The organism is Paenibacillus sp. GL_099_B, assembly GCF_057835695.1.
The window spans coordinates 5,660,959-5,678,438 of record NZ_CM174430.1; the positions used below are offsets into that span (position 1 = coordinate 5,660,959).

The 17,480-nt window shown below is 49.1% G+C and carries 14 protein-coding genes and 1 other annotated feature; all 14 genes read right to left on the bottom strand.

Features of this window, described 5'->3' with window-relative positions; translation table 11 throughout:
* Positions 1 to 20: 20 nt before the first annotated feature.
* Positions 21 to 632, bottom strand: coding sequence for a Maf family protein (locus tag AC3ITG_RS25720; protein ID WP_076290778.1), 612 nt, complete (start codon positions 630 to 632; stop codon positions 21 to 23).
* A gap of 93 nt (positions 633 to 725) precedes the next feature.
* Positions 726 to 968, bottom strand: a complete 243-nt coding sequence (locus AC3ITG_RS25725) for a DUF4321 domain-containing protein (protein ID WP_024633972.1) — start codon at positions 966 to 968, stop codon at positions 726 to 728.
* Between the two features lie 145 nt (positions 969 to 1,113).
* Positions 1,114 to 2,313: an SPOR domain-containing protein gene (locus AC3ITG_RS25730; protein WP_489251753.1), complete on the bottom strand. Its 1,200-nt coding sequence runs from the start codon at positions 2,311 to 2,313 to the stop codon at positions 1,114 to 1,116.
* Positions 2,314 to 2,433: 120 nt separating this feature from the next.
* Positions 2,434 to 3,804 carry a UDP-N-acetylmuramate--L-alanine ligase gene (murC, locus tag AC3ITG_RS25735; protein ID WP_079696597.1) on the bottom strand — a complete coding sequence of 457 codons (1,371 nt, stop codon included), beginning with the start codon at positions 3,802 to 3,804 and terminating at the stop codon, positions 2,434 to 2,436.
* Positions 3,805 to 3,809: 5 nt separating this feature from the next.
* A complete protein-coding gene (locus tag AC3ITG_RS25740) occupies positions 3,810 to 5,186 on the bottom strand; it encodes a bifunctional folylpolyglutamate synthase/dihydrofolate synthase (protein WP_489251754.1) in 1,377 nt (458 codons plus the stop codon).
* A gap of 77 nt (positions 5,187 to 5,263) precedes the next feature.
* Complete coding sequence (locus AC3ITG_RS25745) at positions 5,264 to 7,930, bottom strand: valine--tRNA ligase (RefSeq protein ID WP_063568110.1); 2,667 nt, start codon at positions 7,928 to 7,930, stop codon at positions 5,264 to 5,266.
* A 58-nt stretch (positions 7,931 to 7,988) separates the two neighbouring features.
* Positions 7,989 to 8,268 (bottom strand) — a binding site (T-box leader).
* Positions 8,269 to 8,426: 158 nt separating this feature from the next.
* Positions 8,427 to 9,899 carry a LysM peptidoglycan-binding domain-containing protein gene (locus AC3ITG_RS25750; RefSeq protein WP_489251755.1) on the bottom strand — a complete coding sequence of 491 codons (1,473 nt, stop codon included), beginning with the start codon at positions 9,897 to 9,899 and terminating at the stop codon, positions 8,427 to 8,429.
* Between the two features lie 136 nt (positions 9,900 to 10,035).
* The gene (locus tag AC3ITG_RS25755) at positions 10,036 to 10,944 is read right to left on the bottom strand and encodes an RluA family pseudouridine synthase (RefSeq protein ID WP_489251756.1); all 909 of its coding nucleotides are present in this window, start codon (positions 10,942 to 10,944) and stop codon (positions 10,036 to 10,038) included.
* The gene (gene hemL, locus AC3ITG_RS25760; protein WP_489251757.1) at positions 10,941 to 12,245 is read right to left on the bottom strand and encodes a glutamate-1-semialdehyde 2,1-aminomutase; all 1,305 of its coding nucleotides are present in this window, start codon (positions 12,243 to 12,245) and stop codon (positions 10,941 to 10,943) included. Before hemL ends, AC3ITG_RS25755 begins: the two co-directional genes overlap by 4 nt.
* A gap of 111 nt (positions 12,246 to 12,356) precedes the next feature.
* On the bottom strand, positions 12,357 to 13,358 hold the full coding sequence (gene hemB, locus AC3ITG_RS25765) for a porphobilinogen synthase (RefSeq protein ID WP_079696601.1): 1,002 nt from the start codon (positions 13,356 to 13,358) through the stop codon (positions 12,357 to 12,359).
* 107 nt (positions 13,359 to 13,465) lie between these two features.
* Positions 13,466 to 15,028 carry a uroporphyrinogen-III C-methyltransferase gene (gene cobA, locus AC3ITG_RS25770; protein WP_413373174.1) on the bottom strand — a complete coding sequence of 521 codons (1,563 nt, stop codon included), beginning with the start codon at positions 15,026 to 15,028 and terminating at the stop codon, positions 13,466 to 13,468.
* 4 nt (positions 15,029 to 15,032) lie between these two features.
* Positions 15,033 to 15,989: a hydroxymethylbilane synthase gene (gene hemC / locus AC3ITG_RS25775; RefSeq protein WP_413373175.1), complete on the bottom strand. Its 957-nt coding sequence runs from the start codon at positions 15,987 to 15,989 to the stop codon at positions 15,033 to 15,035.
* Between the two features lie 2 nt (positions 15,990 to 15,991).
* On the bottom strand, positions 15,992 to 16,642 hold the full coding sequence (locus tag AC3ITG_RS25780) for a precorrin-2 dehydrogenase/sirohydrochlorin ferrochelatase family protein (protein WP_413373176.1): 651 nt from the start codon (positions 16,640 to 16,642) through the stop codon (positions 15,992 to 15,994).
* 5 nt (positions 16,643 to 16,647) lie between these two features.
* Entirely contained in the window at positions 16,648 to 17,475 is an 828-nt protein-coding gene (gene ccsA / locus AC3ITG_RS25785; RefSeq protein WP_371121670.1) for a cytochrome c biogenesis protein CcsA, read from the bottom strand.
* Positions 17,476 to 17,480: the final 5 nt, after the last annotated feature.

Sequence of the window (17,480 nt, forward strand, 5' to 3'; positions counted from 1 at the left end):
AGATCGTCAATTGCGGAATTTCATGTACGTGGCAGTACATGTACGCCGAATCCATCCAGCATATCGCTAAGCAAGGACAACGGTAGGCCCACCACATTGAAATAACATCCTTCAACACGTTCTACCAATGAAGCACCAATGCCCTGAATGGCATATGATCCTGCCTTGTCCGAAGGCTCTCCAGTCTGAACATACGCACGAATCGTAGCTTCAGACAGTTCCTTCATCGTTACATCGGTCTGCCGATACTGAACCATGGATTGTCCATTACTTGCATCGATACAAGCTACTCCCGTGAAAACACGGTGTACACGCCCCTGTAGACGAGATAACATTCGTTCAGCGTCCGCTTCGTCTACGGGTTTACCAAGAATATCACCGTCCAGAACGACAACAGTGTCACTACCAACAATAACAGCATCCTGTTCACGGCCTTCCAGCCCGCGATAAACGGCAAGCGCCTTACGCATCGCAAGCTCCTGTACCGTCTGTTCAGGAGTCCATTCCGGGGGTGTATCTTCATCGGCGTGACTTGGTATTACTTCAAAAGCTAGATGGAGTGATGCGATCAGTTCTTTACGCCGTGGCGAAGTGGAAGCCAGAATAATGCGACGCTGTTGTGTTTTATCCAAAATAACCGGCCCCTTATGCTACGGCGACATCCTGTCGGATCACGCTAGTAGATATCATTTTTTTTAGTTTCTTCGTCAAAATTCGTCATTCTCCTATAACCTGCGATACAGCCATACAGCAGCAATAATACCGATCAGACTCAGGAGGCTCATTTGAAATTGAAGTGAAATATCATAACTGATAATATCCAGATCAGCCTGCGGCGACCAACGAATGGTCGTGGCTTTCGTTAGAAAGGCAACGGCCTTTACAGGCTGCAGTGCCTTGGCGATCCACGCACCGGCCAGCCAGCCGAGCAGCAGAAACAGCAATAACATGCCGAAGTTTTTTTTCATCGGTGATCTTCCCTCGCCATTTTTTGACACCCACATTATTATACGGGGTTTTGTACGTCAATACAAACACAAATCCGGCAAGGGGAACTATTTCCAGTTCCTTGCCGGATAGGTATTTCAAGGCCGTGTTATGGGAAAGTGTTAATTACTGTTTTATCGCTTCAAGCCATTTTTTTTGCTGTAATACATATTCCATGAGATCGGACTGTACAGACCACATATGAACATTAGCCGGATTTTTGTTGTATTCGGCAAGTGCGGTTACCGCACTGTTCATCGATTTCTCCATCGTGGAAACATAGGGTTGTACGTCTGCGCTCAGACCCGGTGCAATACTATTCAAACCGGTCAGCCAGAGCTCATGCTGGTTCTGTAATGAGGTCATCGTTTCGGTTGAGACGGCTTCAGGAACAGACTGACCAAGTTGCTGGATCGAAAGGGTAGACAGCTGTTCAACCAAAGCTGAGCCGCTTGCGAAGAAATGCTGCACATCCTCTGCTTTTCCGCCGAATACTGCCGGGTTCACTTCTGGGGTGACGATTTCCTTGACGTACAGCTCCACACCTTCGGCTTTAAGCCTTGAGCTGAGCAGCTTGGCCTCCTCACGGTCAGCCGAAATACCTGCATATACCCGATTACCATCCTCCGGATCGGAGCCTGCGGCAATGCCTGCCTGGGACAGCTCCACCTTGGCCTGTTCAGCGCGTTCAGGAGAACTGAATACACCATATTGCAGTGCATAATAGCTGCCGCCTGTAGTCGTTCCCTGGAGCTGCTGTTCGGAACCTGCCACTCCCTCCTGACCTGTCACAGCGGAAACCGCCTGATTGGCGGGAATCTTGCTCCCAGGATCTACGGCCCCTTCCCGATTGAAAAAAGATAGAATAACCATGCCGAAGAGGGCCCCGGTTACAAGCGCCCCCGTTACTGAACCAATCATTTTCCAGCCCCTTGGGGGACGATTTCGCTTATAAGAGTAGTTTTCACTATCTGCAAGCCAGTCATGACCTCCATAATTCTCGTCCGACCTGTTCTCATCCTCATCACCCGGATATGCAGTAAGATGATTATAACTGTATCCAGGCTCATCGAGTTTCGAATCCTTATCCGTTCTTTGGTAAGGTTCAGGTACAGCGGAGCCTGTCAGCATCGTCTCTCCCCAGTCTCCGGGAATATCCTCTGGTGTCCATGAAGGCGTTGTATTCAACTGCGTTGGTGTTGGCGTTGGACTGTGCGGAATTTCTTCACTCAAAGCTGCAAATGTGCTGGATGTGGGTATCCCCTTGTTTTCAGGCTTGTCCGACTCGTTATCCCCAAAGCGAAACGTCATTCTAGCATTGCTCACCCCGTACCCTCTCCTTTGTCCCATTTATAACAGCTATATGCGGAGAGAATTAGAAACATTCCATTTCATGCAAAAAAACCGCCTGCTTCGAAATGAAGTCAGACGGTTTTATGATTGTAATTATTTCAACCCTTTGGCAAGTGTATCGCCAACTTTCCAGATATCACCTGCACCCATCGTGAGCACAAGATCGCCTGGCTGAAGACGGTTCTGCAGATCTGCAACAACTTCTTCCTTTGTCGGAAGATAACGCGCAGAAGCATTACTGTTTTGAACAATGAGTTCAACCAGCCTAGCCGAGTGAACACCTTCAATCTGTTTTTCGCCCGCAGGGGAATAGATATCGGTAATGAGAACCTCATCTGCTTCTGCAAAGGCACGACTGAACGCATCAAGCAGGAAGAACGTACGTGTGTAACGCTGTGGTTGGAATACCGCAATGATACGTTTCCCTGTTGCTTTGGCCGCACTGATTGTAGCCTCAATCTCGGTCGGGTGATGAGCATAATCATCAATAATCAGCATATCACGCGCCTCACCCAGCACCTGGAATCTGCGTTTCGCTCCATGGAACTGGATAATGGCGGCTGTAATTTTCTCAAATGGAATACCTGCTTCCAGACAGGTAATAACCGTAGCCATCGCATTATAAACGTTGTGTTTACCTGGAACTGACAACTCCACCTTACCCAACACATTGCCCTGATGGCTCATCGTAAAGGAAATTCGGCGGTCGCCAAGCACGATATCTGTTGCTGTATAATCAGCAGCATAATCAATGCCGTATGTGGTCACCCGTGATTTCAGCTCCGGTAAAATGGCTTGAACATTCTCGTCGTCAGCACATACAATGGCCGTGCCTTCTGGACGAATCTGACTCAGGAACTGCACATAAGCCTTTTTGAGTTCTTCAAAATCACTGTTGTAGTTCTCAAGGTGATCCGCTTCAATATTAGTCACAATACCGAGCCAAGGGTGATACTGCAAAAATGAACCGTCGCTCTCGTCCGCCTCTGCAACAACCCAGTCGCCTTGGCCTGCCTTGGCGTTGGTCCCCACGTTCATGATTTCCCCGCCAATGATGTATGTCGGGTCTGTATCACATTTATCCATAACGAGTGCAATCATGGATGACGTGGTTGTTTTGCCATGAGCCCCGGCTACAGCCACACCTTTGCGCTCGTTCAGCAAACGCGCGAGCATCTGGGCGCGATGCAGAATCGGGATGTTCAGCTTTTCAGCTGCCACCCGCTCCACATTATCAGCAGGAGCTGCCGTAGAGTAGACAACTAGATCTGCCCCGTTTACGTGCTCTGCTGTATGTCCGATATATATTTTCGCTCCCTTGGCTGCCAGCTTCTCGGTCAACTCCTGTGAAGCGACATCCGATCCGGTAACGGTGTATCCCATCTCAAGCATAACTCTCGCGATGGCACTCATGCCATATCCGCCAATCCCTATAAAATGAACGTGTTCCGATGTATTTAACAAAACTTTCACCAACCTTTTTCAGAATCGGTTTGATGCAAAAGGGCTGCCCGCACATCTGCAATCAGGTACAATGTGCCGGACACCACCCCCAGATCTTCCGCTTCCGTCCGTGACTTCAATAGATCAAGTGCCTTTGCCCATTCGGGCTCGACGATGATTTCCAGCTCCGGTTTCGCAATGGCGGGACGTACCCGTTCGACGATCTGCAGCAATTCGGCTGCATCCATTTTGCGTCGGAAATCTGGCTCGGTCAGGATCAGCGTATCCACTAGTGGCAGTATATGCTGCAAATACGCTTCGTGATGCTTATTCGCCAGCATGCCCATCATCAAAATTAACTTGTTGTGAGGATATACGTCGATAATGCTCTTGGCCAGCGATTCGGCCCCCTCCGGATTATGAGCTCCATCCAGTACAATGCGGGGCTGATCAACCACTTTCTCGAACCGTCCTGCCCAGAAGGCATGTTCCAGTCCAAGTGCAATATCTTCATCATCCAGCATAAATGCCATGTATTGGCGAAGCAACTCCAGTACCATAAGTGCACCCGCTGCATTGTCGCATTGATGTACGCCCTGCATGCGGATACGAGCGTCCAGATCACGGAACGGTCCTGTAAAATGAAAAGATTGTCCGTTCTCATCACTGTCCAGTCTATGATAGGAGAAACGATCTCCCGCCAGATACACGGTTGAACGTAGCCGCTCTGCCGTCTCCTGGATCACCTTCACAGCCTCTGGCTGCGTGGCACAGGAAACAACGGGTACCCCCGCCTTAATAATACCTGCCTTCTCTCCAGCAATCGCCTCAATCGTATCTCCCAGTACATCCGTATGGTCCATACCGATATTGGTAATGACCGATACCACGGGTGTAACAATATTCGTTACGTCCATCCTTCCCCCGAGCCCTGTCTCCCATACCACAATGTCAGGGTAGCACTCTTCCGCATAATACAGAAGAGCGATTGCTGTAGATACCTCAAACATCGTAGGTGATCCAAGGGGAGTTGAAGCCATCTCTTGAACCAATGGATACAGGCGGTTTGAGAGTTTGAGCAAAGTTTCTTCCGGGATATCTTCACCGTTGTACTGAAAACGGTTTGTGAATTTGGTGATATAAGGGGACGTAAACGTTCCAACATCATATCCCGCCTGAAGAAGCACTGACGTCAAAAAAGCGCAAGTCGAACCTTTGCCGTTCGTTCCCGCGACATGAATAAATTTGAGACGCTGGTGAGGATTGCCCAGCAATGACATCAATCCCTCGATTCGTTCCAATCCAGGTCGGATGCCAAAAGGAATAAGGCCATTGATCCAGTTCACGGCCTCGTCATAGGTAAGTAAAGGAGATGCTATTTCTGTCCCGTTAAGTTCCGTCATATGATTCACCTTTGGTTTGAGTTTGGTTGAAAAAAGCGGCCGGATGGCGCAGAGGCACTCCATCCGACCCGAATATATTAACCTTTCAGTTCCTTGATTCGTGCAATCACCTTATCCCGTTTATCGGAATAATCCGCTTGCTTGGCGCGCTCTTCTTCAATAACCTTGGCAGGAGCCTTGGCAACAAAGCCTTCGTTCGCAAGCTTTTTCTCCACACGGAGTACTTCGCCCTCAAGGTTCTGCAACTCTTTCTCCAGACGAGCCACTTCCTGATCAATATCAATAAGACCCGCCAGCGGCAAGTACAGCTCAGCCCCAGTAATGACAGCAGTCATTGCTTTATCCGGTGAGCTCAGATCCAGGCCGCTGTCGAACTCGGACGTATTACAGAAACGTTTGATGTAATGGCTGTTGCGTTCAATGATGCTGGATGTCTCTGCGTTGTTCGCTTTCACCATCAATTCAATTTTCTTGCTCATTGGTACGTTTACTTCTGCACGGATGTTTCTTACTGCACGAATGGTATCCATAAGCAGGTTCATCTCGGCAACCGCTTCTGGGTTCTCCAGTGCAGGGTCATACACCGGCCAGGAAGCCAACGTAATGGTCTCGCCTTCATGCGGCAGATGCTGCCAGATCTCTTCCGAAATGTACGGCATGAAAGGATGAATCAGGCGCATGGTTTGATCCAGCACATAAGCAAGCACCGATTGTGTTTTCTTCTTGGCAACCGGATCTTCCCCATAGAAGGACAACTTCGCAAATTCAATATACCAGTCACACAGGTCATCCCAAATAAAGTTATACAGCAAACGGCCTGTTTCTCCAAATTCATACGCTTCGATTAGACGCGTAATATCACGAGAAGTTTCGTTCAGGCGGTGCAAAATCCAGTAATCCGCTGTTCCAAGGTCTCCACTAATATCACGATCTTCATAGGTGAACCCTTCCAGATTCATCAGAGCGAAGCGCGATGCATTCCAGATTTTATTGGCAAAGTTACGAGCCTGTTCAACCCGCTCCCAGCGGAAACGGAGATCCTGACCCGGAGTACTACTTGTAGAGATCATGTAACGCATTGCATCCGCACCATATTTCTCAATCACATCCAACGGATCAACACCATTGCCTAGCGATTTGGACATCTTGCGTCCGTCTGCATCACGAACAAGACCGTGCATCAGCACATCCTTGAACGGAACCTCTTCCGTGAACTCCAGAGCGGTAAAGATCATGCGCGCCACCCAGAAATAAATAATGTCATACCCTGTTACGAGTACACTTGTCGGGTAATAACGTTTCAGATCTTCTGTGTCTTCCGGCCAGCCTAAAGTAGAGAACGGCCATAATGCGGAGCTGAACCATGTATCCAGAACGTCTTCATCCTGTCTCAGCTTGCGTCCAGCGTATTCTGGCAATGTTGTCGGATCTTCAGCAGATACAATAACTTCTCCAGTCTCCTCGTCATACCAGGCAGGAATACGATGACCCCACCACAATTGACGAGAGATACACCAGTCACGAACATTTTCGATCCAGTTCAGATACGTTTTCTCAAAACGATCCGGGACAAAATGAACCCCTTCACCGCTTTGTTGCTTCTCAATCGCTTTCTCCGCGAGTGGCTTCATCTCAACAAACCACTGTGTCGACAAATACGGCTCAACGACAGCTCCTGTCCGTTCACTGTGTCCAACCTGATGCGTATGATCCTCGATGTTGATCAATACGCCCTGTTCTTGCAGGTCTGCAACAATCTGCTTACGGCAGTCACTGCGATCCAGTCCCTGATATTTGCCTGCTTCGGCATTCATCGTACCAGTCTCATCCATCACCGTAATCTGTGGCAGATCATGACGAAGGCCCACTTCGAAGTCATTCGGATCATGAGCAGGCGTAATTTTCACGGCGCCACTTCCGAAATCTTTATCTACGTACTCATCTGCAATAACCGGAATTTCACGTCCGATAATAGGCAGAACAAGCACCTTGCCAATCATGTCTGCGTAACGCTCATCCTTAGGATGAACTGCAACTGCTGTATCTCCCAGCATCGTTTCCGGGCGAGTTGTCGCTACTGTAACATACCCACTTCCGTCTTTGAGTGGATAACGCAGATGGTACAAGTGACCCTGAACTTCTTTATATTCAACCTCGATGTCGGACAGTGCAGTCCGGTTCACCGGGTCCCAGTTAATAATTCGTTTGCCTCGATAAATGAGGCCTTTTTCATACAGTTGAACAAACACTTTACGCACAGCCTGGGATAGACCTTCATCCAGTGTAAAACGTTCACGCGAGTAATCGAGCGACAAGCCCATTTTGCCCCATTGCTGACGAATGGTTGTTGCGTATTGCTCTTTCCAGTCCCATACCTTCTCCAAGAACTTTTCGCGTCCCAGATCATAACGAGTCTGACCTTCTTCACGCAATTTCTGCTCTACTTTGGTTTGGGTAGCAATACCTGCATGGTCAGAACCCGGCAGCCACAGTGCATCATAGCCCTGCATCCGCTTGGTACGAATCAGAATGTCCTGCAGTGTAAAATCGAGCGCATGCCCGATATGGAGCATTCCGGTTACGTTCGGGGGTGGGATTACAATCGTATAAGGTTCAGCATCTTTACGCTGGCCTGCCTTGAAATATCCATTTTCCATCCAAGTGGAATACCATTTTTGTTCCGCAGCTTTCGGATCATATGTGGTTGGCATTTCTGTTGCAGCTGAATTTTTTTGTTCAGACATGTGTCATTCCTCCGTTACTTATTCATCATCGCCAAAAAACAAAAAAACCTTTCATCCATCAAAGGACGAAAGGTTAGCTTTCGCGGTACCACCTTTGTTTCACGCAGATAGAAAGATAGACTACCCCTTCTGTTCTCACGTGACACTTCAAGCAGATAACGGCTGCGACCGGCCCATCCTACCTTAGGAATGAATGATACTAAAGTTACTCATCCCTTGTATTCAAACAGGCAACTCCCGGGCGACTTCGATCAGTTGGTTCCTACGGAATTTCCCAGCGCTACAATCCCGCTCTCTGAAAGGTCATACTGTCTACTACTCCCGATCCACGTTGTTCTTCAAAAAACCTAAACACATCATACCCTGCCCGTGCCCGATAGTCAACCTGACAACAGCGGAAAAAGCGCGCTGCAATGCAGGTTGAGGGCTGACAAAGCAAAAACCCGCCATCCTCAAGGGATCACGGGTCACAATGGTCATTAAACCTGCCTATAGGTTAAGGGATATATAGAATCTGTCCTTCTTCCACAACCTGTTCAGAAAGACGATTATACAACTGGAGCTCTCGGGTACTTAACTGATATCGGTCTGCAATGGTATCGAGCGTCTCTTCACGCTGTACAATGCATAACTTCACTTTACGGAACGGGGTCTGATCAACAATGGTGCCGAGAAACAGGTTCTTCCACTCTACATCATCAGGCGGGTATGCTTCTTGCTGCTGGACTCCAGCAAGTGCCTCTTGCTCCCGTTCAGCCTCCGCCTCCCGTGTCACCCTGCCAGAGGATAACAAGGAGGAGATGCCTACGCCCTCTTCCTGTTTGGGTGCAGATTCTCTCTTGCTGCCAAAAGCAACCTTAAGCTCCGGCTTGTCTTCCGTCTCAGCCACAGGTTCAGGGATAAAAGATTCTTTTTCAGCGGGCTCATTCGTCTCCACCGCTTCAAGAGGAGGTGTGTTTTCCTCCGAAATTTCCGGTTCAGACGCTGCGAAGACATCCTGCCAGTTCTCTGACTGCGAACCTGCTGGGACATCTGCAACCGCCTGATCCTCCTGCTTTGGTTCAGATCGGGCAGATTCAAAATGCCATACGTCCGGCGCTGCCTGTTCATCCGAAGGCTGCGGATCCAGCTTGGAATCGGCCTGCTCCGAATTCCTTAGGTTCGTATGTAAGGTCTCGACGGAAGGCTCGGACCAGACAGACGACTCTTCAGCCAGAGGAAGCAAAGGCTCAGATTCAGGGTAAGAAGCCAACCTGTCGGCTGTCTCCGCCAAAAAAGACGAAACGGGAGAAGGCGTTTCGGACAACACATCCGCTTGCGCGTCATCCTCCTTGTCCCTCAAGGACGAGGACTCTCCGTTTTCAGCTATTTTGCTTTGCTCCGCGTTCCCATCACCTTGGTGCCAGGATTGAAATTGTTCGGAAGCAGCTTGAAATAGATGTTCCTGCTGTAACTCCTCTTCGCTCCGTTGAAGCAGATACTCCTGAGCAAATACATTGGGATAGCTGCCTGTCTGCTCTGTTTCAGCGGAACGGTCGCCCTGCTGAGGGTCGGGCGAATGTACAACGGTAAACTCATCTGCTGACCAGACCTGCGGTTCCTCCACCGGAAAGCCCTCGATACCGCGAAGCGACAATACGCCAGTAATGTTCAGACTTCGGTTGGATAACAAATCGACATCAAAATTTTCAATCTCAATGGAAATATCCTCAAGCGATCTTACCCGATTCAGGGGTACCGTGATCTCCACCGGAATAAAATGTTTGAGTTCCTCCGAGATCTCGTTCTCTCCCCGATACGCACCTGTCAGCAAAAGATGGCCTCGCAATGTTGCATGATCATCCTGACCTATCACCTGAATGCGGGGATATAACTCAATTTCCTCCAGTTCCTCAATTGCAGGGACTCCCTCTGACAAATGAACGCGCTCATAAATATCGAACCGCAAACCATAAGGTTGATTCAACAAAGGTGGCGTCCTCCTTTCGGCATATGTTCACCATGATCCTTCTCATGGGACTGATCCATGGTCCAAATCCTTCGTTACCCCATCTATATGCCTTGAATGAGATGAGCATGCCACCTTTTGTGCAAACCTTCCCAGTTTATTGGTCCTTGCCTTCCCGTTGTGCCAGTTGTTCGAAATCGGGCGGCCAAGGGTCTGCCACTTCAATTCGTGCCCCTGTCAGCGGATGAGCAAAACTCAGTGTCTCACCATGAAGTGCCTGCCGACCAATAGAATCCCTTCTGCCTCCATATAACTCATCTCCGACGAGAGGATGTCCTGCATAACTTAAATGCACCCGAATCTGATGTGTGCGTCCTGTATCCAGTGTCAGCCGGACGAGGGTAGCCCTATCCCACACCTCCACGATCTCCACATGGGTTACAGCGTCCTGCCCGCCTTCAGAGACACGTCTGCGTTGCTTGTGATGCCTGTCCTTCCCAATCGGAGCATCAATCGTATTTAGCTCCGTGGATATCTGACCGCCTGCAATGGCGACGTAATGACGTCCAATGTCTTTACGCCGCATCGCTTCATCCAGTTTGGCGAGGGCAAAAGCATTTTTGGCGTATAAAACAGGTCCAGTTGTGTCCTCATCCAGACGATGAACATGGCGTACATTCGCCTGAATCCCATTCATTTCGTAATAAGACGCAACCGCATGATCCAGCGTAATCGCTTGATCCGCCCGGCTCCCATCGGGATGAAGCTTCATTCCGGCCGGTTTATGCACGACCAGACAGAAGTCATCCTCATACAGAACATCGATATCCACCCAGCGCGGTTCAACATCGATTGGCTGAGACGCAAAAAGGGCCAGCCGAAGCCGGTCCCCTGCGAGTTGTATGCCTTGGTTCGTCTTTAGCTGACGCAACATTTTCTCTGGTAACTGAAGCTCAGACAAGAGCCATTTCTCTGCAGCCGTTTGCCTGTCTGAACTGCCTGTCACCGCTTTGCCTGGCATTAGCTCAAGCCATTCCCCACGACGTTTCCAACTTTTAATGGTCATAATGATTGAAGAGCCTTACGGTTTGCCTCGATTGTATCGTCAATATCCTGCTCCGTATGCACGCCAGAGACAAACATGCCTTCGTATTGGGAAGGTGCTACACTCACACCCTGATCAATCATCGCCGCAAAATAACGACGGAATTGATCCAGATTGCTTTCTTTGGCAATATCATAATTCGTAACTGGAACAGCACTGAAAAATGGACATACCATCGAACCAACACGGTTAATCGTTATGGCTACACCCGTCTCTGCTGCATTCTTCTCAAACCCAGCCTGCAAGCGTGCAGACAGTGTCTCCAGACGATCATAGACCTCCGGTGTCAACAATTTAAGTGTCGTATAACCTGCTGCCATAGCCAGTGGATTACCGCTCAGTGTACCTGCCTGATAGATCGGTCCGGTCGGAGCAATCTGTTCCATCAGATCACGTCTGCCGCCATAAGCGCCCACCGGAAGCCCACCACCGATTACTTTACCCAGACAAGTCAGGTCAGGTGTAACGCCATATCGTCCCTGTGCACAGTTCAACCCTACACGGAAACCAGTCATGACTTCGTCAAAAATGAGCAGACTGCCGTATTGAGACGTCAAATTGCGCAGGCCTTCAAGGAAACCCGAAACGGGTGGTACAACTCCCATATTACCTGCAACAGGTTCCACAATGACGGCGGCCAGTTCTTCACCATAACGTTCAAAAGCAAGCTTCACTGACTCCAGGTCATTGTATGGAACCGTAATCGTATTCATAGCCACACCTTCAGGAACACCAGGGCTGTCAGGCAGACCCAGTGTTGCTACACCAGAACCTGCTTTGATCAGCAAACTGTCGGCATGCCCGTGGTATGATCCTTCAAACTTCAAAATTTTACTACGTCCTGTTACACCACGTGCCAGCCGAATCGCACTCATGGTTGCTTCCGTACCGGAATTCACCATTCGTACGATATCGATCGAAGGCACACGCTCACAGACGAGTTTTGCCATCTCTGTCTCCAGCAGCGTTGGCGCACCAAAGCTTGTTCCTTTAAGGGCTGTCTCACGCAAAGCTTCTACAACGTCAGGATGTGCATGTCCCATAATGAGCGGACCCCAGGATCCCACATAATCAATAAAAACATTGCCGTCAATATCATAGATCTTGGAGCCTTCTCCGCGCTCTGCATAGATCGGGGTAAGACCCACCGATTTGAACGCCCGAACGGGGCTGTTCACACCCCCAGGTATGTACTGCTTGGCTTCTTCAAATGCGCTGCGTGAGCGCTCATCATTGCGACGAGTTCCTTGTTGTGCAGTCATGAACATCCTCCTTAGTGATGAGGCCCCTCCAAACCTTTGGAGGAGGCCTTTTATATAATTTTGATAAACCATAATCCGTTTTGTTCATCCTAGCTGTATGGGAGCAAGCTATTATTTCTCGGCCAACCACCGTGAAGCGTCTTTTCCGTAGTACGTAATAATCATATCTGCACCCGCACGTTTCATACTCAGCAGAATTTCCATGGCCACTTTCTTCTCATCAATCCAGCCTTGAATCGCCGCTGCCTTCACCATGGCATACTCTCCACTTACGTTGTAAGCAACCAGTGGAAGATCAAATTGGTCCTTGATCGTACGCATGACATCCAGATAGGACAGTGAAGGTTTCACCATCAACATGTCCGCTCCCTCCAACACATCGGTTTCGGCTTCACGCAATGCTTCACGAGCGTTGGCTGGGTCCATCTGATACGACTTGCGATCTCCGAATTGTGGCGTGGAATCCGCAGCTTCGCGGAATGGACCATAGAATGCCGAAGCATATTTTACGGAGTAGGACATGATCGGAATGTGACTGAAGCCATTCTCATCCAGTCCGGCACGGATCGCTTGGACAAATCCATCCATCATGTTGGATGGTGCAATGATGTCCGCTCCAGCTTTGGCCTGGGATACCGCTGTTTTCACGAGCAGCTCTAGCGATTCGTCATTGAGAACATCACCGCATATGTGACCGTCCACTTCCACGGTATGCACCATGCCACAATGACCGTGATCGGTGAATTCGCATAGACAGGTATCAGCAACAACCAGCAGCTCAGGATACCATGACTTAATCAGTTTCGTTGCTTCCTGTACAATGCCATCTTCTGCGAATCCAGACGAACCGACACTGTCTTTGGTTTCGGGAATACCGAATAAGAGCACAGCCGGAATACCCAGATCGGCAATCTCCTTCACTTCTTCCTGCAGACGATCCAGCGAGAAGCGGAATACGCCCGGCATGGATTTGATCTCGGATTTTACATTTTCACCATAAGTAACATAGATGGGTTGGATAAAGTCATCCACAGTCAAATGGGTCTCTCTTACCATATTGCGAATACCTGTGGATTGACGTAAACGGCGATGCCTTACAATTGGAAAACTCATACGTGTGAAACCTCCCTAAATAGTAATTTGGAGCAAAAAGCGAAGCGCGCCGGTATCGTAACGAATTCAGCACGCTTCATCTATCGATTGCGGTTCAATTTATATATTTAACGGGGAAATACAGCTTCTGTAGCAGGCTTTCGTTTCCACTCAGACAACACAGAAATCAGACTCTCAATGGTTGCTTCTTCAGCCATCATTGTGACCTTCAAGCCTGCTGCTTCTGCCGTCTTCGCTGTAACAGGCCCGATACACGCAACCTCAACATCTTTCAGTAAAGGCAAGGGATCCTGCAATCCCATCCGTTTCAGAATGTTCATGAAATTGGTGACGGTGGATGAACTCGTGAAGGTCATCGCATGAATGCCGCCCTCTTCAAGCAGCTTCAGCAGTTCATCGTCATCCTCGCCAGCCAGAATGGTGTCATAGATAATTGCCTCGGTGACCAGTAGTCCCCGCTCCCTCAACTGTTCAGGCAACCAGGAGCGCGCAAGATCTCCATGCGGTAAGAGAACCCTCTGGCCTTCCTTCAGTTCACTTTCAAAAGCTTCAAGCATACCTTCGGCCTGAAATGGCCCTTGGATGACTTCCGCTGCGATGCCATACTTACGCAAAGCTTCTCCAGTGGAAGGCCCTACCGCCGCAATTCTCGCTTGATGAATGGAGCGAATATCTTTTCCCTGTTGCTCCAAATGACGGAAAAAGAATTCCACCCCGTTTACACTCGTGAAAAATACCCAGTCAAACGTATTTAACGCACCAAAGGCCTGTTTGACACTTTCCTGTGCCGACTCCCCTGATGGCATCACGGTCTCAATTACCGGAAATTCGTAAGGTTCACCGCCAAGTTCCTCGATCCGGTTCACCAAATCACTAGCCTGACTGCGTGCTCGCGTCACCAAAATGCGTTTGCCAAACAGCGGCATTGCTTCCGCCCATTTCAACTGTTCGCGCTGGTTCACCACCTCACCAACAACAATGACAGCGGGTGGTTGAAAGTTCGCAGCGATGACTTTTGCTTCAATATCTTCAAGCGTGCCTGTGATCGTATCCTGCTCTGCTCTTGTTCCCCAGCGAATCAATGCCACCGGTGTTTGCGCCGGGCGTCCGTGACGAATCAACTGTTCGCTGATATATCCAATTTTGGAGACGCCCATCATAAATACCAGTGTGCCTGTTGCATTCGTCACTTTATCCCAATGGATACTGCGATCAAGCTTGTCCGGACTCTCATGCCCCGTAATGATGGAAATAGAGGAAGCATAGTCGCGGTGGGTCACAGGTATTCCAGCGTAAGCAGGTACACTTATTGCTGAGGTTACACCAGGTACGATTTCAAAAGGAACTTCGTTTTTGCGCAGCAGATCAGCCTCTTCACCTACGCGTCCGAATATCGTCGGGTCTCCCCCTTTAAGCCGGACCACAACCTTGCCTTCCAGTGCGAGATCAACCAGCAGCTGGTTGATTTCTTCCTGCTTCATCGTATGTCGATCCGGCCGCTTACCCACATATATCTTAACCGCGCCGGGCTTCATTTGTTTGAGTAATCTCGGGCTAGCCAACCGATCGTAAACGACAGCATCCGCTCGACCGATCGATTCCCAGCCTTTTACCGTAATCAGCTTAGCGTCCCCTGGACCTGCACCAACCAAAAAGACCTTCCCCACCATGTCTTCATCCCCTAACTTCTGCCAGTATCTGCTCTGCTCCCCGTTCAATCAATCTCCAAGCCACTTCTTCTCCAAGACGAACCGGATCTTTGCCCGTCAACGCTTCTTTAAGAATCAGTCCGCCGTCCGGCGTGCCGACCATACCTGTTAATTGTAACGTGTTTTGTCCATTCGGGGAATCTGCATCTTGCTGTGGCACCCATACGGCATGAGCTCCAATTGGAACCTGACAGCCCCCATTTAATACACTAAGGAAGCGACGTTCTGCCAATACAGGAAAGGCGGTTTCCGGATCGTTATACAACTGCAACAGATGGAGCAGTTCCGCATCATCTTCACGGCATTCAATGCCGAGTGCACCCTGACCTACTGCGGGAAGACAAGCTTCCTCTGACAGATATTCCGTAATCCGATCCTGCCAGCCCATTCGATACAGACCAGCGGCAGCCAAAATAATAGCGTCCAAACCTTCTGTCTCCAGCTTGCGCAGACGGGAATCAATATTGCCACGAAGCGATTCAAGTTGCAAATCCGGACGATATGCTTTCAATTGACTGGATCGACGCAGACTGCTCGTCCCCACTCTTGCCCCTTCCGGCAATTGATCCAATGTGAGTCCACCATTTGAAATCAGTGCGTCACGAGGATCTGCACGGCGCGGAACAGCTCCGTTCGTCAACCCTTCAGGCAACTCGGAAGGCATATCCTTCATGCTATGAACAGCCATATCAATCGTGCGATCCATCATCGCCTGTTCAATCTCTTTGACAAACAGTCCTTTGCCTCCGACTTTGGACAGGGTTACGTCGAGAATCAAATCTCCTTTTGTAACAATTTTATGTACTTCAAAATCAAAAGCTAATCCTTCCCGTTCACAAATATCACGTAAATCCTGAATTACATGGCCTGTCTGGGTCAAAGCAAGTGCGCTTTGTCTGCTTCCCACTTTAATTGTCCGCATGTCTACACGTCCTCCTGATTATGGGATATCCAGTCCCCAATTTGTTCTTCGGTCCACCACTCAAACTGACCTGCACGGATATTTTCCAGTACATTCATTTCGGTTAAACGACGGAGTAATTTAGCTCTGACACCTGGAGAAGATACACGTGCCTTTACTTCCATCCTCATCTGATACAAAAATTCAATATATGTCTCGTACTCATCTCCGAATTGCTGCTCCAAGGTGTCACGAATTTCTGCTGCGGCCACAGGTCCTGCTCCAGCGGTCGATATCGCAATGCTCAGTCTTCCACGCCTGACCACACTTGGTGTAATAAAGGTGCTTCGCTCAGAAGATATGGCGTCATTAACCAGTATACCCGCATCTTCAGCTTCTTGGACAACAGCTGTGTTCACTTCACTATGGTCCGTTGCTGCATATACGAGAAAGGCCCCCCGCAAATCTCCATTGCGGTAGGACCGGGCCAGCCATTGAATTCGGGAATCATGATGCAATTGTTGTAACGTTGGCGTAACTTCCGGACTAATCACCTTGATTTGCGCTTCCGCATGAAGCAAACCTTTTATTTTACGTTCAGCAACACGTCCGCCTCCAACCACGCAGCAGGATTTCCCTGATATATCCACAAATATTGGCGTGTACCGTTCCATCCCCTTCACTCTCCCGTCCAACGATGAAACGCTGAATACGCATTGGATAAAAAACTGATAATGACAAAGCCGTATCCGATCAGCGTCCATCTCGCCATAATGACTGTGGAAAACTGTTTTCTTCTCTTAAAGACGAAGTACCCCACATAGATCGCTATGGCAAGTCCCGTTGCAATAACCTTGAGATCCAAGAGCAGGCTCCAGCGCGTTTCAGCTACAATGGACAATACCGCGAGCATGATAGAAACACCAAGAAGAGGTGTGCCTATCAGTGTAGCCCCATCCATATATTTGCCGATCACTTCGAGGCTCGGCAGACGACGTACGGTATCATTCCATTTCTTGTTTTTCAGCTTGCGGTGCAAAAACAGATATAACATAGCAAATACAGCACCTACTGTGAGAGCCGCAAAACCTAGATTGGCCAAGGTGATATGCATAATAAGCAATCCATGCACAGTCTGCCAGTTATGCAGAGATATCTCACCTGCGGTAAACCACAACCGGTTCAACACCGTAACGGAGAAACCAACGACGTTCAGCAATAAAATGACAAATTCGGAACGCTGAATCCGAGTCATCACCAGAGACATCAGCACAATACTAAATGAAAAGATAAACAAAAAATCAAACGTGGTGTAGATTGGGAAATGCCCTTCAGTTAACATGCGCAAAATGACATGGAACACCTGAAGCGCCCACACAACAACAAGAAACCCTGTGCCTGTCCGCTTCGCCCCCGCATTGCGTCGAATGCAGTCCGAGAAATAGAACAGTAGGCTCAGGGCATACATATAGATTAAAGCTTCATAGATTTGTTCAGCAAGGGTCAAGCTGC